The organism is Streptomyces sp. UW30 (assembly GCF_008042075.1).
In the GTDB taxonomy this organism is placed as follows: Bacteria; Actinomycetota; Actinomycetes; order Streptomycetales; family Streptomycetaceae; genus Streptomyces.
Window position 1 is genome coordinate 691,328 of the sequence record NZ_RDBN01000037.1, and the last position, 25,792, is coordinate 717,119.

22 protein-coding genes are annotated in these 25,792 nt (G+C 70.3%); 11 read left to right on the forward strand and 11 right to left on the reverse strand.

Features of this window, described 5'->3' with window-relative positions:
* Positions 1-205 precede the first annotated feature (205 nt).
* From EAO75_RS21755 to EAO75_RS21780, 6 genes are all read left to right on the forward strand, one after another.
* Positions 206-1,642, forward strand: a complete 1,437-nt coding sequence (locus tag EAO75_RS21755) for a hypothetical protein (protein ID WP_147996728.1) — start codon at positions 206-208, stop codon at positions 1,640-1,642.
* A 180-nt stretch (positions 1,643-1,822) separates the two neighbouring features.
* A complete protein-coding gene (locus EAO75_RS21760; RefSeq protein ID WP_147996729.1) occupies positions 1,823-3,268 on the forward strand; it encodes an alkaline phosphatase PhoX in 1,446 nt (481 codons plus the stop codon).
* A gap of 369 nt (positions 3,269-3,637) precedes the next feature.
* Positions 3,638-5,221: a TROVE domain-containing protein gene (locus EAO75_RS21765; protein WP_147996730.1), complete on the forward strand. Its 1,584-nt coding sequence runs from the start codon at positions 3,638-3,640 to the stop codon at positions 5,219-5,221.
* 116 nt (positions 5,222-5,337) lie between these two features.
* Complete coding sequence (locus EAO75_RS21770; RefSeq protein ID WP_147996731.1) at positions 5,338-5,994, forward strand: GntR family transcriptional regulator; 657 nt, start codon at positions 5,338-5,340, stop codon at positions 5,992-5,994.
* A 13-nt stretch (positions 5,995-6,007) separates the two neighbouring features.
* Positions 6,008-7,024, forward strand: a complete 1,017-nt coding sequence (locus tag EAO75_RS21775; protein ID WP_147996732.1) for a 1-aminocyclopropane-1-carboxylate deaminase — start codon at positions 6,008-6,010, stop codon at positions 7,022-7,024.
* A gap of 176 nt (positions 7,025-7,200) precedes the next feature.
* Complete coding sequence (locus EAO75_RS21780; protein ID WP_261989375.1) at positions 7,201-8,238, forward strand: LacI family DNA-binding transcriptional regulator; 1,038 nt, start codon at positions 7,201-7,203, stop codon at positions 8,236-8,238.
* A gap of 57 nt (positions 8,239-8,295) precedes the next feature.
* Here the strand turns inward: EAO75_RS21780 and EAO75_RS47535 are convergent, their stop codons facing one another.
* Together EAO75_RS47535 and EAO75_RS21795 are read right to left on the reverse strand one after the other, a co-directional pair.
* A complete protein-coding gene (locus EAO75_RS47535; protein WP_261989376.1) occupies positions 8,296-9,618 on the reverse strand; it encodes a TerD family protein in 1,323 nt (440 codons plus the stop codon).
* A 107-nt stretch (positions 9,619-9,725) separates the two neighbouring features.
* Complete coding sequence (locus tag EAO75_RS21795) at positions 9,726-10,517, reverse strand: SDR family NAD(P)-dependent oxidoreductase (protein WP_147996734.1); 792 nt, start codon at positions 10,515-10,517, stop codon at positions 9,726-9,728.
* Between the two features lie 130 nt (positions 10,518-10,647).
* Here EAO75_RS21795 and EAO75_RS21800 point away from each other — a divergent pair, with 130 nt between their 5' ends.
* The gene (locus EAO75_RS21800; protein WP_261989377.1) at positions 10,648-11,649 is read left to right on the forward strand and encodes a sigma-70 family RNA polymerase sigma factor; all 1,002 of its coding nucleotides are present in this window, start codon (positions 10,648-10,650) and stop codon (positions 11,647-11,649) included.
* Between the two features lie 44 nt (positions 11,650-11,693).
* Here EAO75_RS21800 and EAO75_RS21805 read toward each other — a convergent pair whose 3' ends face one another.
* From EAO75_RS21805 to EAO75_RS21830, 6 genes are all read right to left on the reverse strand, one after another.
* Positions 11,694-12,683 (reverse strand): zinc-dependent alcohol dehydrogenase family protein, encoded by a 990-nt coding sequence (locus tag EAO75_RS21805; protein ID WP_147996736.1) that lies wholly within the window; start codon positions 12,681-12,683, stop codon positions 11,694-11,696.
* Positions 12,680-13,528, reverse strand: a complete 849-nt coding sequence (locus EAO75_RS21810) for a carbohydrate ABC transporter permease (protein WP_147996737.1) — start codon at positions 13,526-13,528, stop codon at positions 12,680-12,682. The genes EAO75_RS21805 and EAO75_RS21810 overlap by 4 nt, the downstream gene beginning before the upstream one ends.
* Positions 13,525-14,463, reverse strand: coding sequence for a carbohydrate ABC transporter permease (locus tag EAO75_RS21815; protein WP_147996738.1), 939 nt, complete (start codon positions 14,461-14,463; stop codon positions 13,525-13,527). The genes EAO75_RS21810 and EAO75_RS21815 overlap by 4 nt, the downstream gene beginning before the upstream one ends.
* Positions 14,460-15,830, reverse strand: coding sequence for an ABC transporter substrate-binding protein (locus EAO75_RS21820; protein WP_147996739.1), 1,371 nt, complete (start codon positions 15,828-15,830; stop codon positions 14,460-14,462). The genes EAO75_RS21815 and EAO75_RS21820 overlap by 4 nt, the downstream gene beginning before the upstream one ends.
* Before the next feature lie 83 nt (positions 15,831-15,913).
* Positions 15,914-16,684, reverse strand: a complete 771-nt coding sequence (locus tag EAO75_RS21825) for a DeoR/GlpR family DNA-binding transcription regulator (protein WP_147996740.1) — start codon at positions 16,682-16,684, stop codon at positions 15,914-15,916.
* Positions 16,685-16,947: 263 nt separating this feature from the next.
* Positions 16,948-17,772: an NAD-dependent epimerase/dehydratase family protein gene (locus EAO75_RS21830; protein ID WP_147996741.1), complete on the reverse strand. Its 825-nt coding sequence runs from the start codon at positions 17,770-17,772 to the stop codon at positions 16,948-16,950.
* 227 nt (positions 17,773-17,999) lie between these two features.
* On the opposite strand from EAO75_RS21830, the gene EAO75_RS21835 reads away from it, so the two are divergent.
* Positions 18,000-18,953, forward strand: a complete 954-nt coding sequence (locus EAO75_RS21835) for a 5-dehydro-4-deoxyglucarate dehydratase (RefSeq protein WP_147996742.1) — start codon at positions 18,000-18,002, stop codon at positions 18,951-18,953.
* Complete coding sequence (locus EAO75_RS21840) at positions 18,950-20,113, forward strand: hypothetical protein (protein ID WP_147996743.1); 1,164 nt, start codon at positions 18,950-18,952, stop codon at positions 20,111-20,113. Before EAO75_RS21835 ends, EAO75_RS21840 begins: the two co-directional genes overlap by 4 nt.
* On the opposite strand, the gene EAO75_RS21845 is transcribed toward EAO75_RS21840, so the two are convergent.
* Positions 20,050-21,288 carry an MFS transporter gene (locus tag EAO75_RS21845; protein WP_147996744.1) on the reverse strand — a complete coding sequence of 413 codons (1,239 nt, stop codon included), beginning with the start codon at positions 21,286-21,288 and terminating at the stop codon, positions 20,050-20,052. The genes EAO75_RS21840 and EAO75_RS21845 overlap by 64 nt on opposite strands.
* A 194-nt stretch (positions 21,289-21,482) precedes the next feature.
* Between EAO75_RS21845 and EAO75_RS21850 the strand changes: the two genes are divergently transcribed.
* A complete protein-coding gene (locus EAO75_RS21850; protein ID WP_147996745.1) occupies positions 21,483-21,950 on the forward strand; it encodes a DUF6010 family protein in 468 nt (155 codons plus the stop codon).
* A 187-nt stretch (positions 21,951-22,137) separates the two neighbouring features.
* A complete protein-coding gene (locus tag EAO75_RS21855; protein WP_147996746.1) occupies positions 22,138-22,728 on the forward strand; it encodes a TIGR03086 family metal-binding protein in 591 nt (196 codons plus the stop codon).
* A 106-nt stretch (positions 22,729-22,834) separates the two neighbouring features.
* On the opposite strand, the gene EAO75_RS21860 is transcribed toward EAO75_RS21855, so the two are convergent.
* Both EAO75_RS21860 and EAO75_RS21865 read right to left on the reverse strand, forming a co-directional pair.
* Positions 22,835-24,742, reverse strand: a complete 1,908-nt coding sequence (locus EAO75_RS21860; RefSeq protein WP_147996747.1) for a YncE family protein — start codon at positions 24,740-24,742, stop codon at positions 22,835-22,837.
* Positions 24,739-25,206 (reverse strand): hypothetical protein, encoded by a 468-nt coding sequence (locus tag EAO75_RS21865; RefSeq protein WP_147996748.1) that lies wholly within the window; start codon positions 25,204-25,206, stop codon positions 24,739-24,741. Before EAO75_RS21865 ends, EAO75_RS21860 begins: the two co-directional genes overlap by 4 nt.
* Positions 25,207-25,792 lie beyond the last annotated feature (586 nt).

Below are 25,792 nucleotides of genomic sequence, written 5' to 3' on the forward strand. Positions count from 1 at the left end.
AACGCGCGTAGAAAATACAGTGAACAGATGTCCGCCAGATTTCTACGCGCGTAATCTCCTGCCTGGTCACGCCACTTGTCAAGGTTTCGGCCATGTACACCACCTGGCAGGGACATGAACCGGGCGGCATGGGTGGAAATCCGTCTAGGCTGAGCGACTGAGCCGCGATGCGTACGGCCATGCAAGCGCCTAGGAGAACCATCCGATGTCAGACAGCTCCCCCTTGCCACCGGTACGGCTGCACCCCGAAGCGGAGCTTGCGCGGGACGCGCTGTCCACGCCGTTGCTCTCCCGTGCCGCTCGGCTGGCCGGCTGGGCCGGGCCGGACACCCGGGTCGACGCCGGGGGCGAGCTCGTCGACGAGCAGTTGCCGGCCGCCGCCGAGGAGCTCGGGCTGAGCGGGGACGACGCCGCCGCGTACGCCGGTGAGGCCTGGCGGGTGGCCGTCGACACCGGCCTGGTCGAGGTCGTCGACGAGGAGGCGGGCACCGTCGCGCCCGGCGCGGATCTGGCGCTGCTGACCGGCGGTTCGCCGCACGACGTGCTCGCGGTGTGGCTCGGCGCGCTGGAGACGGTGCTCGCGGACGCGAGCGTGCCCGACCTGGAGGACCTGGTCGACGCCATGGACGAGGGCGGCGAGGTCGACTTCTCCCAGCTCGACTGGGACCCGGAGGCCGAGGCGGAGTTCCTCGACGGGGTGCTCGGCAACCTGTACCTGCTGACGACCAGCGAGGACGGACCGGGCGACGGGCCGGTACCGCTGCCGGCCCTCGCCGCGTCGATGATCGTGCCCAGCGACATGGGCGAGCCCACGAACGACGTACTGGAGCAGGTGTCCGACGCGATGATGCGCCTGGACGACCAGTTCCGGCTGCTGGACCCGGTCGGACTGGTGGAGTACCAGCCGGTGGACGAGGCGCTGATGGCGGACGCCGAGGGCGCCGCCGAGGAACTGCCGGCCGGCGTCGACGACACCGACGTGTCGCGCTACGGCATGGTGCGGCTGACTCCGCTCGGGCTGTACGGGATGCGGGCGCGGCTGCTGGAGGCCGGGTTCGAGGCGCCCGCCGTCGGGGACCTCGCGGACAAGGGCGCCGACGCGCTGCTCGACGGGACGGCCACCTTCCCGCAGACCGCCGCGCGGACCGAGACCGAGCTGTGGCTCGCCCGGCGCGAACCCCTCGCCGCGGCACGGGAGTTGCTGGCGGCGGCGCGGGGCTCGGACGCCGGAGGGCCGCTGAGGCGGCTGCGGTGCCAGCAGGCGCTGTCGCTGGTGGGCGCGGAGGCCGAGCCGGCGCTGCGGGAGGTCCTCGACGATCCGGAACTCGGCGGTCTGGCACGGGTGTGGCTGACCGAGGCGGGGTTCGGGGACGTGCCCGCGCCGTCCCAGGACCTGGTGTTCTGGCTGACCGTCGACACCGTGGCTGCGCAGCTGGCGGCCGAGGGGAACTCCGACGAGCTGAGGGCGCTCGTGGAGGGGCTGGCCGCGCAGCACAGCGGGTTCTTCGCGGCGGCCTGGCGGGTCGATCATCCGGCCACGGCGGATGTGCTGGAGGCGATGGGGCGGCTGCATCCGGACAAGAAGGTCGCCAAGGAGGCGCGGAAGGCCGCGTTCAAGGCGCGGTCGCAGCAGGGGGGTTGACGCCGGGAGGCGGGTGCGGGTGAGTGGGGGCTGGTCGCGCCCACGGGGCGGAGCGGCATATGGACACAGTCCCGCGCCCCTTGGGACGTTGTTCAACTGGCGTTAATGCGTGAGCGGGACTGTGTCGCCGACCGAAGTCCGCCACCCTCCACGGCACACTCACTGTGATCAGGAGACACCATGTCGCTCACCCGCAGGGACTTCGCCAGAACATCCGCGGTCACCGGTGTCGCGCTGGCAGGCAGCGCCGGCGTCCTCGCCACCGCACCGAACGCGCTCGCCTCCACCGAGTCCGAGATCGCGAGCGAGGAGTCAGCGGACGCCCACGGTGGCGGTGTCGGGTACGGACCGCTCGTCCCGGACCCCAAGGGCCTGCTCGCACTGCCCGCCGGATTCGAGTACCGCGTCATCACCTACAGCGGCAGGACCAAGCTGGAGTCGGGCGAGTTCACCCCCTCCAACCACGACGGCACGGCAGCCTTCGACGGCCCCCGCGGCACCACCCTCCTGGTCAACAACCACGAGCTCGGCGGCCCCCGCGCCCGGTGGCCCCACCCGGTGCCGCTGACCGAGGGCCTCGTCTACGACCCGGCCGCCTCCGGCGGCTGCACCGTCGTCGAGGTGCGCCCCGACGGACGCGTCGCCGAATGGGTCGGCATCGCCGGCACCGCCACCAACTGCGCCGGCGGCAGCACCCCTTGGGACACCTGGCTCACCTGCGAGGAGACCGAGGACAAGGCCGGGGCCAACGGCATGACCAAGGACCACGGCTACGTCTTCGAGGTCGACCCCGCCGACCACCGGGCCAACAAGAACCCCGAGCCCATCAAGGCGTTCGGCCGCTACGCCCACGAGGCTGTCGTCATCGACCCCAAGCGCGGCCACGCCTACCTCACCGAGGACGCCTCCAACCCCAACGGCCTGCTGTACCGCTGGACCCCGCCCGAGCACTTCCGCCTCGGCCGCGGCAAGCTGCGCACCCTCGCCGACGACGCCGGCAAGCTCCAGGCGTTCAAGTGCTTCGACTCCGGCGGCCAGTTCGTCGACGACCTCTCCCGCGCCACGAAGATCGGCACGGTGTTCGGCGTCGACTGGATCGACGTGCCCGACCGCGACGCGAAGACCACGTCCGTGCGCAAGCAGTTCACCACCGGCCAGATCACCCGCTGCCGCAAGCTGGAGGGCATGTGGTGGGGTGACGGCGGCGCGTACATCGTCTCCTCCTTCGCCCGCACGGAGAGCCCCGGCCAGCCGCACGACGGCCAGGTCTGGTTCTACGACCCCAAGCGCCGCACCCTGACCCTGAAGGTCCTCATCGGCGTCAACGCGGACCCGTCCAAGGACGGCGCCTTCGACGGCCCCGACAACATCACCGTCTCCCCGTACGGCGGACTCGTCATCGCCGAGGACGGCGAGGGCATCCAGCACCTGTTCGGCGCCACCGACAGCGGCCGCACCTACCCGATCGCCCGCAACGAGCTGAACAACGGCACCGAAGAGGAGCCGGAGTACAGCGAGTTCACCGGCGTCACCTTCTCGTGCGACGGCCGGACCCTCTACGCCAACATCCAGACGCCCGGCATCATGCTCGCCATCACCGGGCCCTGGAAGCGCCAGCGGCGGTAAAACCCGCCCGCACCGGGAATTAATTCGTTCGCCCGGCCCGAGCTGCGCCTCCTACAGTGAGATCACAACGTCACGCACCTCCCGGTGCGATGGCAGCGGCTACTTCTTTGCAAGAGAATCCCACGCCGCCGCCGACTTGATCTCGGGAGGCGCAGCTCATGGTGGGTGCCCGGTGCGCAGGCAACGGTTACTTCATTGGGATCAGAAGGTTGCGGGTTCGAATCCCGTCGTCGACTTCGGGTCGGCGTAGCTCAATGGATAGAGCATCTGACTAAGTCCGTCGCCGACTCCTGATCTCGGGCACCCATCTTTTGCTGCGCCTCTCTCCGAAACACGAATGAACACGAACGAATTCGGGGGGAATTCACCATGGCGCGATTCAACACGCGCGCCGCCAAGGCGCGGCCGACCTCGCGGGTCACCTCGACGGGGCGGGTACTGCGTACGTACGAGGGCGGCCGCGGCCGTGAGCGCGACGCGCGCTCCGAGCTCTTCCTGCTCGCGGTCTCCAACTTCGTCTCGCAGCAGACCTTCTACGAGACCGGCGCCGACCGCGACGACCGGTTCGCGCGGCTCGTGCGCGAGCTCGCCGTCACCGATCCCGACTGGACGGCCGGCCTGCTCGGCTGGCTGCGCGGCGAGGGCAACCTCCGTACCGCCTCGATCGTGGGCGCCGCCGAGTACGTCAAGGCACGCCTGGACGCCCAGGTCACCGACGGCCCGTCGAACCGGCAGGTCATCGCCTCCGTGCTCCAGCGGCCCGACGAGCCCGGCGAGCTGCTCGCGTACTGGACGGCGCTGTACGGCCGTAACGTCCCGAAGCCCGTCAAGCGGGGTGTCGCCGACGCCGTACGGCGTCTGTACAGCGGCAAGTCGCTGCTCAAGTACGACACCGCGTCCAAGGGCTACCGCTTCGGCGACATCCTGAACCTGGTGCACGCGGCCCCCGACCCGGACAAGCCGTGGCAGGGCGAGCTGTTCCGGTACGCCCTCGACCGCCGGCACAACCCGGACACCGCGGAGCCGCCCGCGTCGAGCACCGTCCTCACCGCACACCGCGAGCTGATGGCGCTTCCGGTCGAGGAGCGGCGGGAGGTCGTCACGTCGGCGGACGGCGCCGAGCGGCTCGCGGCGGCCGGGATGACGTGGGAGGCGCTGGCGGGCTGGCTGCAGGGGCCGATGGACAAGGAGGCCTGGGAGGCCGTGATTCCGTCGATGGGTGCCATGGCGCTCGTACGGAACCTGCGGAACTTCGACGCGGCCGGTGTGTCCGACGAGGTGGCGGCCCAGGTCGTCGCGCGGATCAGCGACCCGGCACAGGTCGCGCGCTCGCGGCAGTTCCCCTTCCGGTACCTCGCCGCGTACCAGCACGCGCCCTCGCTGCGCTGGGCGTACCCGCTGGAGCAGGCGCTCGGCCACTCGCTGGCCAACGTGCCCGGGCTGCCCGGCCGCACGCTGGTGCTCGTCGACCGCTCGGGCTCGATGTTCTGGTCGCGGCTGTCCGACCGCTCGGAGCTCAACCGGGCCGACGCGGCGGCGATCTTCGGCTCGGCGCTCGCGCTGCGGGCGGCGGACGCGGATCTCGTGCAGTTCGGCTCGGACAGCGGCGAGATCGTCTTCCGCAAGGGCGAGTCGGTGCTGAGGATCCTGGAGCGATTCGGGGACCTCGGCGGCACCAACACCACCGAGGCCGTGCGCCGGCACTACCGGCGGCATGACCGGGTGCTGATCGTCACCGACGAGCAGTACGCGCCCAGCCACCACGGCGACCCGACCGAGCAGGTCCCGGCCGACGTGCCGGTCTACACCTGGAACCTCGCCGGGTACCGGGCGGGCCACGGCCCGTCGGGGACGGGTCATCGGCACACCTTCGGCGGCCTGTCGGACGCGGCTTTCCGGATGGTGCCGCTGCTTGAGGCCGCCCGGGACGCCGACTGGCCCTGGGCTGCCTGAGGCCCGCGTCGCCCGAGGCAGGAGTGGCCCGCACCACGTGGGGAGTGCGGGCCACTCTTGTGTTCATGTCCGGCACCTCTTGTCGCGCCCTCGACTGACATCTAACATTTCAGTTCGTGGAGGCGATACGACCCGTGGGCCGGACCCTGCTCAGGGACCGGGCCTACGAAGCGATCCGGGACGCCATCGTGGCCGGGGAGATCGAGCCCGGCGCGGTGGTGCGGGACGCCGATCTCGCCGAGCGGCTGGGGCTGTCCCGGGCGCCGGTGCGCGAGGCGTTCTCCCGGCTTGTGGACGAGGGACTGCTGGAGAGCAAGCCGCAGAGCTACACACGCGTGACGCCGGTCGTGGCCGCCGACGTACGGGACGCGGCCGCCGTGGTCGGCGCCATGCACGAGCTGGTGACGCGGGACGCCGTGCCCCGGCTGACGGCCGCGGACCTGGAGATCATGCGCGCCGCCAACGAGCGCTTCGCCGCCGCGGTCTCGGCCGGCGAGGTGGACCTCGCCCTGCGGGCCGACGACGAGGTGCACGACGTCCTGGTGCGGGTGAGCGGCAACCGCGCGGCCGCCGCCACCGTCGCCCGCTACACCCCGCTCATCCGCCGCCTGGAGCGCCACCGCTTCGGGGAGGGCGGCAACTGCCGTTCGGCCGGACTGCACGAGCGGCTGATCGAAGCCTGCGCATCCGGTGACACCGAGGCGGCGGTCCGCGTCACCGCGGAGATCTGGCGCAGCCTCGCCGACCTCGTGGACCTGGCCGACGACGACTGACCCGGGAGGACTCATGTCCCTTTCCTCGTACGACCGTTACCCCCTCCTCTTCGGCCCCTCACCCGTCCACCCCCTGGAGCGCCTCACCGCCCACCTCGGTGGCGCCTCGCTCTGGGCCAAGCGCGAGGACTGCAACTCCGGTGTCGCGTACGGCGGCAACAAGACCCGCAAGCTGGAGTACCTCGTCGCCGACGCGCTCGCGCAGGGCTGCGACACGCTCGTCTCGATCGGCGGTGTGCAGTCCAACCACACCCGCCAGGTCGCGGCCGTCGCCGCCCGCGCCGGTCTCAAGTGCGTGCTGATCCAGGAGAGTTGGGTGGACTGGCCCGACTCCGTCTACGACAAGGTCGGCAACATCCTCCTCAGCCGCCTCGCCGGAGCCGACGTGCGGCTCGTGCGGGCCGGGTTCGGGATCGGCTTCAAGGAGAGCTGGGAGCAGGCGCTGCGGGAGGTGGAGGAGTCGGGCGGCAAGCCGTACGCCATCCCGGCCGGCGCCTCCGACCATCCGCTCGGCGGGCTCGGCTTCGCGGGCTGGGCGTACGAAGTGGCCGAGCAGGAGCGGGAGTCGGGCGTCTTCTTCGACACGGTGATCGTCTGCTCGGTGACCGGCTCCACCCAGGCGGGCATGGTCGCCGGCTTCGCCGCGCTTCAGGAGGCGGGCGGCCGGCCGCGCCGCGTGCTCGGCATCGACGCCTCGGCCAGGCCCGTCACCACCCGCGAGCAGATCGCCCGGATCGCCCACGACACGGGCCGACTCATCGGCGTCAAGCGCGAGTTGACCGAGGCCGACGTCGAGCTCGACGAGCGGTACCACGCGGGCACGTACGGCATCCCGGACGGGACGACCCTGGAGGCGATGCGGCTGGCCGCGCGGACGGAGGGGATGGTCACGGACCCGGTGTACGAGGGCAAGTCGATGGCCGGAATGATCGACCTGGTCGGGCGCGGGGAGATCGACCGGGACTCCACGGTGCTCTATGCCCACCTGGGCGGGCAGCCGGCGCTGAACGCGTACAGCGCACTCTTCTAGGGGCACAGCTCGGCAGCACCCACCTTTCCTTTCAGAGGGCGCGGGGAACTGCCCTTTTTGAGGGGCGCGGGGAACTGCGCGACCAGCCCCCACGGAGCCGCAGTCGACGCACCAGCAGTCACGGCACTCCCGTAGTCGCACACTCCGGCTCCCCCGGCAGGGATAAAGTGCTCAGCGTGTTGGCGGACGATCAGCAGCGGGAGCCGAGTGTCGACCGGGCCGGCGATCCCCGTCGCCGGGCCACGATCCACGACGTGGCCAAGCTGGCCGGAGTGTCGCGTCAGACGGTCTCCCGTGCGGTGAACGACAAGGGTGAGATCGACCCGGGGACGAAGGAACGCGTCCTGGAGGCGGCGCGGCTGCTGGACTACCGGCCCAGCCGGTTCGCGCGCGGCCTCGTCCGCAAGGGGACCGTCACGGCGGGGCTGGTGATCCCGGATCTGATGAACCCCTTCTTCCCGGAGGTGGCCGCCGGAGTGCTGGAGGCCGCCGAGCGGCGCGGCTGGCAGGTGGTCGTGTGGGACTCGCGCACCGACGAGGCCAGGGAGCGGGAGGCACTCGACGTCCTCTCCCATCAGGCGGACGCGGTCGTGGGCTATTTCAGGAACCCGGACGACGTACTGGCCCGGCACCTCGGTGGCGTGCCGCTGGTCCTGCTGGAACGCGGCCCGCAGCAGACCCGGTTCGCGGCCGTGGGCATCGACGCCGCGGCCGGTCTGGAGCAGGCCCTGGCCCATCTGGTCGCCGCGGGGCACCGCCGTATCGGCATGCTGGACGGAGTGCACGGTCCCGCCGCGAGGCGGCATGCCTTCGTCGCGCAGGCCCGCCGGCACGGACTGCCCGTGGACGAGGGCTGGATCGCCAGGTGTGTGGAGCACACCGTGGCGGGCGGCGAGGAGAGCATGGAGCGACTGCTGGACGCACGGCCCGAGATCACCGCGGTGTTCGGCTTCAACGACCTGATCGCGGTCGGCGCGATGCGCGCGGCCCGGCGCCGGGGCCGGCGGGTGCCGGACGACCTGGCTGTGCTGGGCTTCGACGGGCTGTCGCTGGGCGAGTTGGTGGACCCCGGTCTCACCACCTTGCACATCGACAAACGCCGGCTGGGCCGGCTGGCCGTGGAGCAGGTGGCGCGGCTGCGGGCGGGGGAGGAACCGATGAGCGGCGCCGACGCCTGGGTGGTCCCCGAGCTGGTGGTGCGGGGGTCCGCCTGACGCGCCGAGGCCGTGGGCGCCCCTGCGAGCGGGGCGCCCCGGACGTCGTACCGCCGACTACAGCGCCTGTGCGGCCGGCTTCACCATGTTCCGCACCGTGCGGGCCTTCACGAAGTCGCCCATGGCCGTCATCTCCCACTCGCCGGAGAACTGGCGGATGAGCTTGGCCATCAGCACGCCCGTCTGCGGCTCGGCGCTGGTGAGGTCGAAGCGGACGAGCTCCTCGCCGGACTGGGCGTCGATCAGCCGGCAGTAGGCCTTGGCGACCTCGGTGAACTTCTGGCCGGAGAACGAGTTGACCGTGAAGACCAGGCCGGTGACGTCCTGGGGCAGGCGCCCGAGGTCGACGGTGATGACCTCGTCGTCCCCGCCGCCCTCACCGGTGAGGTTGTCGCCGGAGTGGCGGATGGCGCCGTTCACGATCTGGAGCTTGCCGAAATAGCAGCTGTCGATGTGGTTGCGCTGAGGGCCGTAGGCGATCACCGAGGCGTCCAGGTCGATGTCCTTGCCGCGGTACGCCGGCTCCCAGCCGAGGCCCATCTTGACCTGGGAGAGCAGCGGGCGGCCGCCCTTCATCAGGGAGACGGTCTGGTTCTTCTGGCCGATGGCGACGTAGATGCAGCGGACCTGCTTGTTCGGGTCGCCGGTGCGCCAGTTGTCACGCTGGTTGATGATCGTGTCGACGGCCAGCGCGGTCTTGCCGGTCTGACGGTCGCCGATGATCAGCTGACGCTGACCACGGCCGATCGGGGTCATTGCGTCGACGGCCTTGTAGCGCGAGCGCGGCAGCCCGAACCGGGGGAGCACTCCCGCGTCGAAGCGGGTGAAGGCGTCGATCCGGTCGCCGGTGAGGGTGAGCACGAACAGCCCGGCGCCGTGGCGGATGCCGGTGACGCCGAAGTCGGTGGCGATGCCGGCCAGGCCGTTGGCGTAGCCCTGGCCGACCGCGCGGGCCTTCCAGGCGCCGTTGCGCAGATACACCTCGACGATCACCAGGGCCGTCTCGGTGCCGAGCTGCGGGGGTGTGAAGGTGGCCAGGACGCTGTTGTCGTCGGCGTTGCGGATGGTGGCCGTCGGTTCGATGCCCTGGAAGGTCTGGCCTGCGGCGTCCGGGCTGGCGGTGACGACGATCTTCTCGATACCGGGGGGTACGGCCGTCGTGTCGACGGTGATCGCGTCCGGGGAGGTGCCGCCTCCCGAGCGGTAGGCCACGCCCGGCCCGCTGGGCTGGTTGTAGAAGATGAAGTCGTCGTCGGAGCGCACTTTGCCGTCGGCGGTGAGCAGCAGGCCCGATACGTCGAGCCGCACCGGGGCGGCGACGTCCACCGTCACGCGCGCGGTGGAGAGAGGGATGTTCGAGCCGGGGGTCATAGCTGTCATGCCCCGTGAACGAGCGAGGGCGTTTTACCGTTCCCTTACCCGACGGCCGATCGGGTCAGCCGCCGTCACGCGGGTGACTGCGGGCGGCGCGCTGGTCGGACATCGCCTCAGTCGTCCAGGCTCCCCATGGTCAGATTCACGGTCGTTCCGGTCATCCCGCTCGCTTTGTCGGACGCCAGGAAGGCCGCCGTCGCTGTCATCTCCTCCAGTGTCATGAGCCGCCGCGGGTGGGTCCTGCCCGCGAGGAACTCCTGCCACTGCTCCCAGGTCATTCCCGTTGCCTCGGCGCGCGGCTCGAAGGCCTCCCTGATCGTGCGGGTCTGCGGCATGCCCTGGGGCCGCAGGCCGACCACGCGGATGCCGTGCGGTGCGAGTTCGGCGGACAGCGCCCGGGTGAGCGCCTCCTTGGCGGCCATCGCCGGACTGTAGCCACCCACCAAGGGGATGCCCGTCCGTGAGTGAAGTGCGGTGACGGTCATGATCACCCCCGACCGGTTCGGGATCATCCGCCGGGCCGCGAGGCGCGCGGTCAGGAAGTACGACGTCGTATAGGCCGTGATCGGCCACGCGAACCGCTCCGGGTCCAGCTCGGTCAGTGGGACACCGAGAATCCCCGCGTTCGGGATGCCGACAGCGTTGAACGAGATGTCGACGCGCCCCGCCGCGCCCGTCACGGACCGCAGGTGCCGGTCCACGGCCTGCTCGTCGAGCGCGTCCACCTCCGCGGCCTCGGCCGTTCCGCCGGCGGCGACGATGTCCTTGGCGACGATGTCGACGGGCGCCTTGCTGCGCCCGGTGAGAAAGACGACGGCCCCCTCGGCGGCGAAGGCGCGTGCGACAGCCCCGCCGATCCCGCCACCGGCTCCGTACACCACCGCGACCTTGTCCTTGAGCAGCATCTCGGGCTCCTCTCCACATTCCGTAGGTGTCGATGGTGTGGACACCACGGCCTCGGGAAAGTGGGCGCCCAGTTCGCTCCTCTTCCGGTGTCTGCACAGGATGGACCTAAAGACGAGGGAGGTGATCCGGGTGACAGCCGACCTGATCTCGAAGGCGCGGGCCGGGGACGGTGAGGCGTTCCGGGAGCTGACCGAGCCGCACCGCCGGGAGCTTCAGGTGCACTGCTACCGGATGCTCGGATCCCTACAGGACGCCGAGGACGCCCTCCAGGACACGCTGCTCGCCGCCTGGCAGGGCCTCGAAGGGTTCCAGGGACGTGCCTCGATCCGCACCTGGCTGTACCGGATCGCCACCAACACCTGTCTGAACGCGCGTCGTTCGGCGAGTCGGCGCCCGGCGAGGGCGTGGGACATGTCCGGGGTCGAACCGCCCGAACCGACGCGGCTCGGCGAGGTCGTATGGCTGGAGCCGTTTCCCGACGCCCTACTGGAGGGGGCGATCGACGTGCCGCCCGGCCCGGAGGCCCGATATGAGCAGACCGAGGCCATCTCCCTGGCCTTCGTGACCGCTCTTCAGGCGCTGCCGCCCCGGCAGCTCGCTGTGCTCGTCCTGCGCGACGTCCTCGGATTCCGCGCCAGCGAGGTGGCCGACATGCTCGACTCGACCGTCGAGTCGGTCCACAGCGCCCTCAAGCGGGCCCGCGCCGGTCTGAAGGGCCGCCGTCCGCCGGGCGATCAGCGGCCGGCGGCACCCGGCTCGTCCTCCGAGCAGGCGCTCGTGGCGCAGTTCGTCCGTGCCTACGAGTCCGGGGACCCGGACGCGCTGGTCGCCCTGTTCACCGACGACGTGTTCCTGTCCATGCCGCCGATTCCCCTCGAGTACGAGGGCCGCGACGTCGTGGGCCGGGTCTTCGCGGGCATCTTCCGCTCGGGCCGCAGGGTCGACCTCGTGCCGACGCGGGCCAACGGCCAGCCGGCGTTCGGGGCCTATCTGCGTGCCGTCACCGGCATCCGCCACGGCGCCGGGCTGTTCGTGCTCACCCTCACCGGCGACCGGATCGACGCCTTCACCCGCTTCGACGCGGGAGTGCTCCCCCGGTTCGGGCTGCCGCGCTCGCTCCCGAGCCGCTGAGGGCCCGGGAGCCGGGGCGGCAGCCCGGCCACGGCGGCGTGCTCCTACGGAACCACCACGATCTTCCGGCCCACTCCCGACGCGAACTGCTCCAGCGCCTGCGGGTAGCGGTCCAGCGGGATCCGGTCGCTGATGAAGATCTCGGGGTCGAGGACACCGTTCGCGAACAGCTCCGCCGCGCGTTCGAAGCTGTGCAGGACCGCCATCGAACCGGTGATCGTGATCTCCTGGTTGTAGATGCGGTACGGGTCGATCGTGACGCGCGTCGCGTAGTCCGCCACGCCGAACTGAAGGAACGTGCCCGCCTTCGCCACCCGGTCCAGGCCGTCCTGGATCGCCGCCGCGTTGCCCGTGGCGTCCACGACCAGGTCCCAGCCCTGCGGGCGGTCCAGCTCGTCCGGGTTCGCCGCCGACGCCGAGACGCCGAGCCGGCGGGCCGTCTCCAGGCGCTGCGGGTTGACGTCCACGATGTCCACGCTGGCCGCGCCGGTCCGCTTCGCCAGCTCCAGCATCATCAGGCCCATCGTGCCGGAGCCGTAGATCAGGACGTGGGCGCCGAGCCGGGACTTCAGGACGTCGTAGCCGCGCACCGCGCACGAGAGGGGCTCCACCAAGGCCGCGTCCTGGGTGCGGACGTGCTCGGGGAGCTTCACGCAGTTCGCCACCGGGGCGACGGCGAACTGCGCTGCCCCGCCGGCGGTGGTCACTCCGATCGCCGCCCAGCGCTCGCAGAGATTGTTGTGGCCCGTACGGCAGTAGCGGCACTCGTAGCAGTACAGCGACGGGTCGACCGCGACCCGGTCGCCCACCGCGACCTCGGTGACCTGGGTGCCGACCCCGACCACCTCGCCGGCGAACTCGTGCCCGGGCACGATCGGCAGCTTCGGCGCGAACTCGCCCTGGAGGATGTGCAGATCGGTGCCGCACAGCCCACAGGCCGCCACCTCGACGACGACCTCGCGGGGCCCTGGCGTCGGGTCCGGGACCTCGGCGACGACGGCCTTGCCCACGGACTCGATGACGGCGGCCTTCATTTCACGGCTCCCAACGACAGGCCCTGGACCAGCTTGTCCTGGGCGGCGAACCCCGCGGCGAGCACCGGCAGGGAGATGACGAGCGACGCGGCGCACACCTTCGCCAGGAACAGGCCCTGGCTGGTGATGAAGCCGGTCAGGAAGACGGGGGCGGTCTCCGCCACCACGCCGGTCAGTACTCGGGCGAACAGCAGCTCGTTCCAGCTGAAGATGAAGCAGATCAGGGCGGTCGCGGCGATGCCCGGGAGGGCGATGGGCGCCACGACGCGGGTCAGGATCGTCGGCAGCTTCGCGCCGTCCACCCGCGCCGCCTCGATGATCGCGACAGGGATCTCGGCGAGGAAGGAGTGCATCATCCACACCGCGATCGGCAGGTTCATGGAGGTGTAGAGGATGACCAGCAGCCATATGTTGTCGAGCATGTCCGTGTTCTTCGCGAACAGGTACAGCGGCAACAGGCCCGCCACGGCCGGCAGCATCTTCGTCGACAGGAAGAAGAACAGGACGTCCGTCCACTTCTTCACCGGGCGGATCGACAGGGCGTAGGCCGCCGGGAGGGCGAGGACCAGGACGAACAGCGTCGACGCCACCGACGCCACCGTCGAGTTGATCAGCGCCGGCCACGGACTCGCGCCGCCGCCCGCGCCGAAGAACTCGCGGTAGCCGTCCAGCGTCAGCGACGCGGCGAAGGACGGCGGGTTGGTCGCCGCGTCCGCCTCGGAGTGGAAGGACGTCAACGCCATCCACGCGATCGGCAGGAAGAACAGGATCCCGAGCAGCCAGGCCACCAGGCCGAGGCCCGCTCCCTTGCGGCGGCTGCGAAGTCGTACGGCCACGTCACTCATGCGCGCGACACCTCCTCGCGGAACAGGGACGACACCACGCGCAGCGCGAAGGTCGCGATGATGATCGAGCCGATGACCACCAGGACGCCCGCGGCCGAGGCGAGGCCGTTCTCATGGGCCTGGTAGAAGCTCTGGTAGACGGTGTACGGGAGGTTCGCGGTGCCCAGGCCGCCCGAGGTGATGGTGAACACCGCGTCGAAGTTCTGGACGATGTAGATCGAGCCCAGCAGGGCGCCGAGTTCGAGATAACGGCGCAGGTGCGGGAGCGTCAGGTGGCGGAAGATCTGCCAGTCGCTCGCGCCGTCGACCCTCGCCGCCTCGATCTGCTCGTGGTCGCGGCTCTGCAGGCCGGCCAGCAGGATCAGCATCATGAACGGCGTCCACTGCCAGACCAGGGAGGCCTCCACCGCGAGCAGCGGGGTGTTGGAGATCCAGTCGGGCTGTGGGCCGCCCACATAGTGCAACAACCCATTGAACAGGCCGTATTCGGGGTTGTAGAGCACATGTTTCCAGAGCAGGGCCGCCGCCACCGGGACCACCAGGAAGGGCGCGATCAGCAGGGTGCGGACCACACCCCGGCCCTTGAACTTCCGGTCCAGGAGCAGTGCCAGGACCAGACCCAGGACCAGGCTGGCCAGCACCACCGCGGCGGTGAGCAGCACGGTCGTCCACACCGAGTGGCGCAGGTCGGCGTCGGTGAGGACTTCGCTGTAGTTGTCCAGGCCGGCGAAGTGCCGGGCGTCCGGGTAGAGGGCGTTCCAGTCGAAGAACGAGATCACCAGCGTGGCCACGAACGGCAGCTGGGTCACCACGATCATGAAGACCAGGGCGGGCAGCAGGGGGGCCCGGGTCGCCCAGGCGCGCAGCCGGGCGGAGGGCGGACGGGTCGTACGCACGGGTGTCGTGGCCACGGGGGCCGTAGTGGTCGCTGTCATCGCCCCTCGTACTCCTCGGAGATCTTCTCGGCGAGCTGCTGGGACTTCTTCAGGGCCGACTCGACGGACTGGCGTCCGGCGATGGCCGCGCTGATCTCCTGGGAGACCTTGGTGCCGAGATCGGTGAACTCGGGGATGCCGACGAACTGGATGCCGGGCGCGGGCCGCACCTGGACGCCGGGGTCGCTGGGGCGGGCCCCCTCGATGGCCTCCTTCGTCATCTCCTGGAAGGCGGCCGCCTCCTCGCGGTAGGCCGGGTTGGCGTACGTGGAGGCCCGCTTGCCGGCCGGCACGTTGGACCAGCCGATCTCGTCGCCGACCAGCTGCTCGTACTGCTTGCTGGACGCCCAGGAGACGAACTTCCAGGCCTTGTCGGGGTTGCGGGATGCCTGCTGGATGCCCCAGGCCCAGGTGTAGAGCCAGCCGGAGGACTCCGTCTTCTCGACGGGAGCGGGCGCGTAGCCCACCTTGCCCTTGACCGGGCTGTTGGCCGCCTCCAGGGAACCGGCCGCGGAGGTGGCGTCGTACCACATGGCGACCTTGCCCTGGGTCATGTTGTTCAGGCACTCGGCGAAGCCGGACTGGGCCGCTCCCGACTCACCGTGCTCGCGCACGAGGTCGACATAGAACTTCGTCGCCTTCTCCCACTCGGGGGAGTCCAGCCGTGCCTTCCAGCCCTTGTCGAACCAGGTGCCGCCGAAGGTGTTCACGACGGTGGTGAGCGGGGCCATCACCTCGCCCCAGCCGGGCAGGCCGCGCAGACAGATGCCCTTCATGCCCGCCTCGGCGCCGTCCACCTGCGCGGCGAGGTCCGCCACCTGCTGCCAGGTGGGGTGGGCGGGCATCGTCAGGCCCTCCTTCTCGAAGAGGTCCTTGCGGTACATCAGGAAGGACGACTCGCCGTAGAAGGGCTGGCCGTAGAGCTTGCCGTCGTCGCCGGTCAGAGACTGGCGCATCGGCTTCAGGACGTCCTGCTCGTCGTAGGCCGGGTCCTTGGCGACGTAGGAGTTCATCTCCTTCAGCCAGCCGTTGCGGGCGTAGATCGGTATCTCGTAGTTGGAGAGCGTGGCCACGTCGTACTGGCCCGCCTGGTTGGCGAAGTCCTGGCTGATCTTGTCGCGGACGTCGTTCTCGGGCAGGACGGTGAAGTTGACCTTGATGCCGGTCTCTTCGGTGAAGCGGGGGGCGAGCTTCTGGAGCTCTGTCATCTGGGGGTTGTTGACCATCAGGACGTTGATGGCGTTGCCCCCGGAGCCGGCCCCGCCCGCTCCGACCCAGCAGCCGGAGAGCAGCGGGGTGAGCAGCGTCCCTGCGGCGGCCATGGCGAGCGTGGCTCGCGGTGGCCGTCGGCGGCTCTGGGTTCGCATGGATCGCTCCTGGACATGAAGGGGATATATGGGGGGATAAAGGGCAGTCGGAGGTGTGGCTGACCCAGGGGAGTGGGTGTTTCTCAGACGCGGATGACCTGGGGGCCCAGCAGTGAGTAGCGGTGCGCCTCGGCCGCCGGGAGCAGCGTGCTCGTCACGATCGTCTCCAGCGTGCCGATGTCCGCGAACCGGCAGAAGCTGACCGCTCCGAACTTGGTGTGCACGCCCGCGAACACCGTGCGGCGCGCGGCCCGGATCGCCTGCGCCTTGACCTCGCTGACGGCCGGATCGGGGGTGGTCAGGCCGTGCTCGCGGGAGATGCCGTTGGCGCCGATGAAGGCCAGGTCGACGACGAAGCCGGCCAGCATCTTGGTCGTCCAGTGGTCGACCGTGGCGAGCGTGCCGGACCGCACCCGGCCGCCGAGCAGCAGCACGGAGGCGTTCTCGGTCTCGGCGAGCGCGCCCGCGACCGGCAGGGACGCGGTGACCACGGTCAGCGGCCGGTCCAGGGGCAGGGCCTCGGCGATGAGCTGTGGGGTGAAGCCCTCGTCGACGAAGACCGTCTCGGCGTCCCCCAGCAGCTCGGCCGCGGCGCTCGCGATCCGGCGCTTCTCGGGGACATGGCTGGTGGCGCGGAAGGCGAGCGTCGTCTCGAAGCCGGCGCTCTCCACCGGGTAGGCGCCGCCATGGGTACGGCGGAGCAGCCCGTGGTCCTCCAGGAGGCGCAGGTCCCGCCGTACGGTCTCCTTCGCCACGCCCAGCTCGGTGGCGAGCGCGGTGACGTCGACCGAGCCGTCACGGCGTGCGGCCAGCACGATCTCGCGTTGGCGTTCTTCCGCCGTTCTCGTGGTCATGGCCGACACTCGCMTTCCGCTTGGCTGCCCGTTCGGGCCCGGTGAGGCCCTTGGGGGAAGTTCTACAGCGGGTTGTCCGGCACTGACCAGCTCTGTTGCAGGTCCGATGCTGCCCGTGTGTGCCCGTTCACCGTGTGCTGTGACCGTCTCGGACCTGCGTGGTTGTGGTGGAACGGGTGGGATCGGGCGCGTGCGGCGCCCGAATACGGGGGCGGGCGGGCCCGTTCGGTGCCCGCCCGCCCCTTCGTGGCTGCTCGTTTCGGTCAGTACGGCCAGATCGGAGGGTCGCTCACGAAGTGGCCGCCCAGGTAGGCCTGCGCGATGTTCCCCGGGTCGAGCTCGCCCTGCTCGGCGATCAGCTTCTCGGCGTACGGCTCGGAGTCGTCCTGCGGCTCGTAGCCGAGGGAGCGGGCGCTGCTCAGGTCCCACCACAGCCGCGTGTTCGCGGAGGAGCCGTAGACGACCGTGTGCTCGACGTCCTCGGCGGTCAGGGCCGCGTGCAGGAGGCGGGCGCCGTCGGCCGGGCTCATCCACACCGAGAGCATGCGGACGCTGGTCGGCTCCGGGAAGCACGAGCCGATGCGCACGGACACCGTCTCCAGGCCGTGCTTGTCCCAGTAGAACTGCGCGAGGTCCTCGCCGAAGGACTTGGACAGGCCGTAGAAGGTGTCCGGGCGGCGCGGGGTGTCGATGGGGATCAGGGCGCTCGCGTCGTGCGGGGCGGTGCCCTCGGGGCGGGGCGTGAAGCCGACCGCGTGGTTGGAGGAGGCGAAGACGACCCGTCCGACGCCCTCCTCGCGGGCCGCCTCGTACAGGTTGTACGTGCCCTCGATGTTCGCCCGGAGGATCTTGTCGAACGGGGCTTCCAGGGAGATGCCCGCGAGATGGATGATCGCGTCGACGCCCCGCACGGCCTCGCGCAGCGCCTCCCGGTCGGCGAGGTCGGCGACGATCGCGTCCGCCGCGCCCTCGACGGGGCGCAGGTCGAGCAGCCGCAGCTCGTAGCCGTACGCCGGGAGCAGGTCCCGCATCAGGGTGCCGAGGCCGCCGGCGGCGCCGGTGAGCAGAACGGTGCGGGGTGCGGGCATCCTGGGGGCTCCTTGGCTCAGCGGCCGCATGCGTGGACGATATTCATATGCATGGACAAGCTAAGGATGGTCCGTCGATCACGTCAAGTGTCGCGCGGAGTCGGTGAATCCGGTGCCGTGTTGCCCGCACGCGCGCTTGACCGGCCTTAACGGGGCTCCATAGGCTGGCTTTGTTCAAGAATATGGACATGGATCAGAAACGTGAGCGCCTGTTCTAGGGAGAGCCCGTGACGCCAGCCCCCCTCGCCGCACGCCTGAGCATCCCCGGCGGGCCGCTGTTCTTCCCGGTCACCGCCTACGGCCCCGACGGCTCGGTCGACCTCGACACCTACCGCACCCATGTGCGCCGCGGCGTCGAGGCCGGAGCCGCCGCCGTGTTCGCGTGCTGCGGCACCGGCGAGTTCCACGCCCTCACGCCCGAGGAGTACGAGGCGTGCGTGCGGGCGGCCGTCGAGGCGACGCAGGGCCGCGTGCCGGTCGTCGCCGGCGCCGGATACGGCACCGCTCTCGCCGTCAGGTACGCCCGGCTCGCCGAGGGAGCCGGCGCGGACGGGCTGCTCGCCATGCCGCCGTATCTCGTCGTCGCCGGGCAGGAGGGGCTGCTGCGGCACTACCGGGAGATCGCCGCGGCGAGCGGACTCCCCGTCATCGTCTACCAGCGCGACAACGCCGTGTTCACCCCGGAAACCGTCGTCGAACTGGCCCGCACGGACGGCGTCATCGGCCTCAAGGACGGCCTCGGCGACCTGGACCTGATGCAGCGGATCGTCAGCGCCGTACGCACCGAGTTCCCCGGCGAGTTCCTCTACTTCAACGGCCTGCCGACCGCCGAACAGACCCAGCTCGCCTACCGCGCCCTCGGCGTCACGCTCTACTCCTCCGCCGTGTTCTGCTTCGCCCCGGAGATCGCCCTCGCCTTCTACGAGGCGCTGGAGGCGGGCGACGACACCACGGCCAACCGCCTCCTGGACGGCTTCTACCGCCCGTTCGTCGAACTGCGCGCCCAGGGCCGCGGATACGCCGTCGCCCTCGTCAAGGCGGGCGTACGGCTGCGCGGGCTCGACGTAGGGGAGGTCCGGCCGCCGCTGCACGAGCCGAGCGAGGACCATGTCAAGCAGCTCGCCCAGGTGATCGAGCGCGGCTACACGCTGCTGGAGAAGGACCCGGAGGAAACCAAGTGAAGGCGTCGGCATTCGTCTACCCCTGGGACGTCAACGGAGACCCGCAGGCACCCGGAAGGATCGCCGCCCTCGGCGTGCGCCAGGTGACGCTCGCCGCCGCCTACCACTCCACCCGCGCCCTCACCCCCCGCCACCCGCGCCACCGCATCGTCACCGCCGAGCACGCGGCCGTCCTGTACCCGACGGACGCCCGGTGGGAGGGCCGTGAGCTGCGCCCCTACCCGGCCGGGGACTGGGCGCCCGCGGACGCCTTCGGCGAGGCGGCCGCCGCGCTCACGGACGCCGGCCTGGAGGTGCACACCTGGGTGGTCCTCGCGCACAACTCCCGCATGGGCGCCGACCATCCGGACACCTCGGTCGTCAACGCCTACGGCGACCGCTACCCGTGGGCCCCGTGCATCGCACAGCCCGCCACGCGCGCGTACCTCGTCGAGCTGGCCGCCGAGGCCGCCGTACGGCCCGGGGCCCGCGGCACCGAGCTGGAGTCCCTCGGCTGGTACGGGCTCCAGCATCTGCACGCCCACGACAAGACCGCCGGGGTCCCGCTCGGGGACGCCGGGCAGTACCTGATGGCGCTCTGCTTCTGCCCGACCTGCAAGGAGGGCTACGGCGATCAGGGCCTGGACGCCGACGAGCTGGCGGCCGCCGTACGGGACGCCCTTCAGCCGCTGTGGCAGGGGACGCAGGAGGACGAGGGCTGGGCCGGGGTCGAGAAGCTGCTCGGTTCGCGGACGGCGGCGGCCACGCGCGCGTGGCGGGACGAAACCGCCAGAACCCTCCAGGAGGCGGCCGTCCGGGCGGTTCGCGAGGCTGCTCCCGACGGCTTCCAGGTGCTGCTGCACGCCGACCCGGTGACCTACCACGTCGGCGCCAACGCCGGCGTCGACCCCGCACACATCCTGTCCGTCGCGGACGGCGTCGTCGTGCCCTGCGCGGGCGGCCCCGGCCTGCTCACGCCCTTCGCCGAGCAGGGACGCGAGGGCGCGGTCATCGCCGCCAACCTGGGCGTGGTCTCCGGGATGGGCGGCAGCCCGGGCACGCTCGCGTCGGACGCGGCACGCGCGCGTGAGCTGGGCGCCACTCAGATCCGGCTCTATCACGCGGGGTTGGCGTCCGACGGGGACCTGGTGGCGGTCCGGGAGGGGCTCGCCGCGCTCTGAAGTAGCGGTACGGCGGCCAGCAGCCACGCCGGGCCGAGGACGGCCAACAGCAGTCGCACGTCGAGCAGCTCGACCAGGGCCGCCCCCGCCGCGAGCCCGATGACGTTCGGCGAGAAGACGAGCGTGTTGGCCGTGGCGGCCGTACGTCCGAGCAGGGCGTCCGGTGTCTCGCGCTGCACGGCTGTGAGCGCGGCGATCAGCACACAGGGCAGCCCCACGCCGCTCGCCGCGCTGCAGACCAGGGCCACCGGATCGGACGGGATCGCGCGCAGGCCGGCCGCGGTGGCCGTCAGGACGATGCCGTACGCGGCGAAACGGCGTTCGCCGAGCCGGCGCAGGAGGGGGCCCGAGAGCAGCCCGCTCGCGACCGAGCCGGCACCCTGGACGGCGTACAGCACACCGGCGTACGCGGGGTCGTGCCCGAGGCTGTCGATGACGGCGTAGATCGTCGCCCCGCTGACCCCGGCGAACAGCATGGTGGTGCCGCCGGCCAGGACGAGCGGGCGCAGCCGGGGATGAGTCCACAGGTGGCGGGCGCCCTCGGCCATCTGCTCACGCCAGCCGCCGGCCGGCGGCTCCGGCCTGCTCTCGCGCACGCGCAGGCAGGCGTACAGGCCGGTCGCGAGCACGAACGTGACGGCGTCGAGCAGGGCGACGCTCGCACCGCCGTACGCCGCGTAGACACCGGCGCCGGCCAGCGGCGCGAGGAGTTTCATGCCCTCGGTGGCCGTCATGCGCAGCCCGTTGAAGTCGCCGAGCAGGGGCGTGGGGACGGCGTTCGCGACCAGGGCGGACTCGGCGGCGTCATGGACGACGCCCGCGGCGCCGTAGACGAACAGGACCGCGAAGACCAGCCAGACCCGGTCCGGGGAGTCGACCGCGAAGAGGGTGGGCAGCAGGGCGGCGAGGAGCAGGTTCACGCCGATCAGCAGGGGCTTGCGACGCGCGCGGTCGGCGAGCGTGCCGAGGAGCGGGCCGGCCAGGGTGGGCGCCCACATGGCGAGCATGCACAGCGCGGCCAGGCCGTCGGAGCCGGTGAGGTCCTTCACCCATACGCCGGAAGCCAGCCACAGCGCCGAGGTGCCGAAGCCGGAGACCACTACTCCGGCGAGATAGAGGCCGGCGTTGCGGTCGCGCAGGACACGGGCGAGTGCCCAGGTGGTGGTCGTCGTCATGTCAGGCCACTGTGCGGCTAAGGCAGGGGCGTGGGGATCGGGGAAGTGCCTTAGACGGCGCGGGCTTCGTGCTGCGCGCCGTAGGGCGGGTGGCGGGAATCCGTTGGAAGCTGTCGATTCAGCCACTGGGGCGGATGAGGGCCCGCTCATAGCGTGGTGAACGTCCAAGTCATCCATGGGAAAAGGCACTTCGCATGCAGTACGTCGCGCCCATCGGCGTCGGTCTCCTCTACGCCCTTGTGATGTCCCTCATCCGGGAGCCGCACCGGCGGCGCTTCAACGCGGTCATGGTGGCCGGAGCGGGCGCCGCCTATCTCAGCGGCGGCGGTCTGGGCGGCTGGGAATTCGCGTTCACCGTGGTGGCCACCTATGTCGCCTACCGCGGCCTGGACTCGTGGACCTTCATCGGCATCGCCTGGCTGCTGCACACCGCGTGGGACATCGTCCACCACATCAAGGGCAACCCGATCATCCCCTTCCTCCACACCTCGTCACTGGGCTGCGCGATCTGCGACCCGGTGATCGCGCTGTGGTGCTTCGCGGGCGGGAAGACACCGCGGGAGCTGCCGGCGTGGGTGCGGGGGGCCAGGGTGCGCAAGGGCGCGGTGCCGGGGGAACCGGCTCGGGTGGGGGAGCCGGAGGTCGGTGCGGCGGGGGCGTAGGGCGGGTTTGCGGTGGGCGTGGCGGCCGTAGCGCGGGAAGGGCCTGCGGTCGGGGCGGCGGCCTGGGCGTGGGGCGGGTCCGACCGGTTCCCTCGGCCGCACGCGCCGGATCGACTCCCCGTCGGCGATGAGTTTCGCCGCCCGGGCCGGTCCACCTCTCAGGAAGAGATCTGTGAGGAGCCTGCACATGACCGACACGACGCTCGACCTCGGACCGCAGACCCGGGTCGTCGCCCGCCTCGCCGAAGCCGTCACCGACGAGCAGCTCTCGGCGTCGACGCCCTGCCCCGACATGGCGGTACGCAATCTGCTGGGCCACCTGCTCGGCCTGTCCGTCGCCTTCCGCGACGCCGGCCGCAAGGACCTGGGCCCCACGACCGACACGAGCCCGGAAGCCGCGGCCCCGGACATCGGCCCCGGCTGGCGCGAGGAGCTGCCCAAGGTGCTCGACGAACTGGGCGAGGTGTGGCGCGACCCGGACGCCTGGACCGGCATGACCCGCGCGGGCGGCGTCGACCTGCCGGGGGCGGTGGCGGCCGCGGTGGCCGCCGACGAGCTGGTGATCCACGCCTGGGACCTGGCCGTGGCCACGGGACAGCCGTACGCCCCGGACCCGGCGGCCCTCCAGATGTCCTACGACTTCCTGCGCGCCGCCGCCGACGCCGGGGACCGCGGCGGCGGCATCTTCGGCCCGGTGGTCCCGGTACCGGACGCGGCGCCGCTACTGGACCGGGCGGTGGGGCTGAGCGGCCGGGATCCGGGGTGGCGTCGGCCGTAGCGAAGCCGCGGGGAGCGGGCGCAGGGGACCGCGGAAGTCCCCTGCGCCCGCCCGAAGAGGCCCCTACCTGATGAGGCAGGCCCTCCGCGTTCGCCTTACGCGGCCCCTACGACTGTGCCGAGGGGGCGGGCAGCACGCCGGAGATCCGCAACAGCTTGCCCTGCCGGTTGCTGACGTAGATCCAGCCCTTGTCGCGGTCCAGCCCGATGCCGCAGACCCCGCCGAGACCGTCGGCCACCACGCGCTGAAGGCCCTTGGCCTCGCCGTCGGCGACGACGACCTCGTGCAGCTTGCCGCCCGCCGAGTCGCAGACGTAGGCGTTGACCGCGCGATCCAGCGCTACGCGGACGCTGTGCCCGAGGTTGGTGGCCACGCCCTGCGGGGCGCCGCCGTCTGCCGTCAGGTCGACCTCGTACACCCCGCTGAGGTCGTACTGGCCGACATACGCCTTGCCCCCGTTCAACGCCACTCCGGCGGCCCTCGGCACGTCCCAGGTGCGCTGCTTCCGCGCCGGTTGGCTGTTCAGGTCGAGCTCGATCAGCTTCCCGCTCTCGACGTCGGTGACATAGGCCTTGTTGGCCGGCAGGTCCAGCGCGACGCCGTACGCGTGCATGCCCTCGGCGACCGTGACCGGCGGGGCGGAGCGGTCGGACAGGTTCACCGTGAACAGGCGCTTGCCGCCGTAGTCGGCGACGTAGGCCTTGTTGCCCGGCAAATCCAGCGCCACATCGTTGACTTGTCCCAGCTTCTCCAGGACCCAGTCCGGCTTGCCGCCGGTGAGATCCACCTGGTACAGCTTGCCGCCGCTGTACCTGTCGGTGACGTACGCCTTCTGGTTCACCAGGTCCAGCGCGAGGCCATCGGCCGTCCCCAACCCGGTGGCGAGCTCGACGGGAGCCTTTCTCGGACTCTCCTGCACTGTGCCGTCGCCCTTGTGAAGAGGGTGATCCTTCATATCGAAGTTGAGCTTTTCAAGCTCGAACACCTCGTGCACCCCGGCGAGGGTGGAAACGACCTCCGCTTCCCCTCTCTGCGCGAACGGCTTTCCTTCATCGGTCAGGTCGAAAGTCTCCGCGGGCGTACCGGTCTCGCCGAGTTTCCATGCGATCACCTTGGCGTACTTCGGTTCCCGGGCCTGTGGGCCGCCCGGGCGGGTCTCCTTGACCTCTACCGGCTCGGGGTAATACAGAGCGACCCACCCGCCGAAGGAGACAGGGAATTCGTAGTCGAACCTCCTCACCTGACGTCGCTGCGTGGCCAGGACATCCACTCGACTGCCGATTTCCCCGCTCAGCGTGGACGATGTTTTGAACGAAGTGGTCAACGAACCACTGACGGAAGCGGTGATTCCCAGCATCAGCTGTGCCGACAGTTCCCCGGTGCCCGTGGCGGTACTCGTGGCTGTTGTCGTGCTTGTCGCCTGTGACTGAGACTCCGCGTCAACACCCTGATTGTCCTTGCTGTTCTTCAGGGTGATCTTCTCGGATTGGTTCGTCGCCATGCTCTTCTGCAATTGCTGCTGCAGTGATGCGGTGACCTTTGCCCCGAAGGTGAGCTGGACCTGTCCCTGGAGTGACCAGCTGATCGTGTTCGAAATCGAGAATTCGACGGTGTGTGACCATTTGGTGGGGGTGGGGTCGGTTCGATTGACGTACGTCTGCTTGGAGATCACGTCGGGAGGGGGCTGTGCAATGTCGCCCCGCTCTTCGACAAGCGGTACACCCACCGTCATGTAGGCGAGCCACCCGCGCTGGTGTGCCGCGTCCTCCCCATCGGGAAAGTCACCGAATCGCCCCTTGTTCAAGGAAAACCCGGTGGGAGCGATGTACCGATCCGTTCCATCTGGTGATTTCCTCTCTGCCTTCCTCTTCAGTTTTTCCCTGTCCCGCTCCAGGATGGCAGGGGCCTTGTCGGCAATGTGGAGCTCCTTCAGGTTTCGCCCTGTCAGTGGGTGGCGGATGAATCGTTCGCCGAGATGTGCCGTACTCACGTTGTTTTTGATGGCGCCGCTCATGCCTGTCGACCTCCCTCGGCCGACCCGCCGTCAGCCCTTTTGGCGTTCTTGGACGATTCGCGGTTATCCTTTCTCAATTCTTTCAGTTCTTCGTCGCTGACCTTGGGCCGGTCTTCGTCCCTGATCTCCGCATCCACCTTTTTGAACGCCTCGTCCTTGGCCGACGACGCCATCCCGGATGTCGATTCTGGGTCTTCGCTGGCTTCCTGTTGCTTGGCGGCTGCTGTCTGGGTTTTCTTGAACAGGGGGGTGATGAAGTTGTTCATGATGTTGAGTGCCTCGGGTGACGTTTCACGCACGATCTTCGGGTCACGCGCAGCTTTCGGAATGCCGTCGTAGAGCTCCGGGTCAACCCCTTCCCGTTCGGGTCGGGCGCCAGGAATATCCTCGGATACTTTTCGAGCGGACTCTTCGGCGGATTTGGCTTCACTTCCGCCGGTGTCGAAGATGTTCCTGAAAGACATGAACTTCCCTCCGGGTCTTCTCGATGAGCGCAAGATCACCAGGATCTTCGCGTGCTTGCCTACCCCTCTGTTGATCGATCTATCCGGCCTGGACCTGCGGTTTCTCGCCAGTCGCCTGGCTGCGGGGCGACTGTGGCGTCGCTCTTCGGGGCACCATGGCGGCTGGAATTGATCCACGATTGGTTTCCGATTGAATGACGCTCCGAAATAGCCCCGCCAGGGACCTGCAAGGACCGGCTTGAAGGGGGCGATTCAGGATGTTGTCGAACTGCAGATTGAGYTGAGTCCTGGCCAGCGCGGTGGCCTCCGACAAAGAGCCGAAAATGGTGGTCTCCTGCTTATGGTCGGATGTGAGTTCGGAAATGGCCGGCAGGCGTGGTGCGGCACTTCAGGCGACGGCGGAGACTCCCCCCACCGACGTCGCCCACGTCGAGCCCGCGCTCACCCGGAAGCGGCGCCCCTCCACGCCGCCGCGGCCCCCGGCGGACCCACCGTCGCCCCCGCGAAGGCCACCTGCTCCACGCCAGCTCGTCGACGTACGGCCGACCATGAATGCAAGGCCACCTGCTCCACGCCCGCTCGGCCC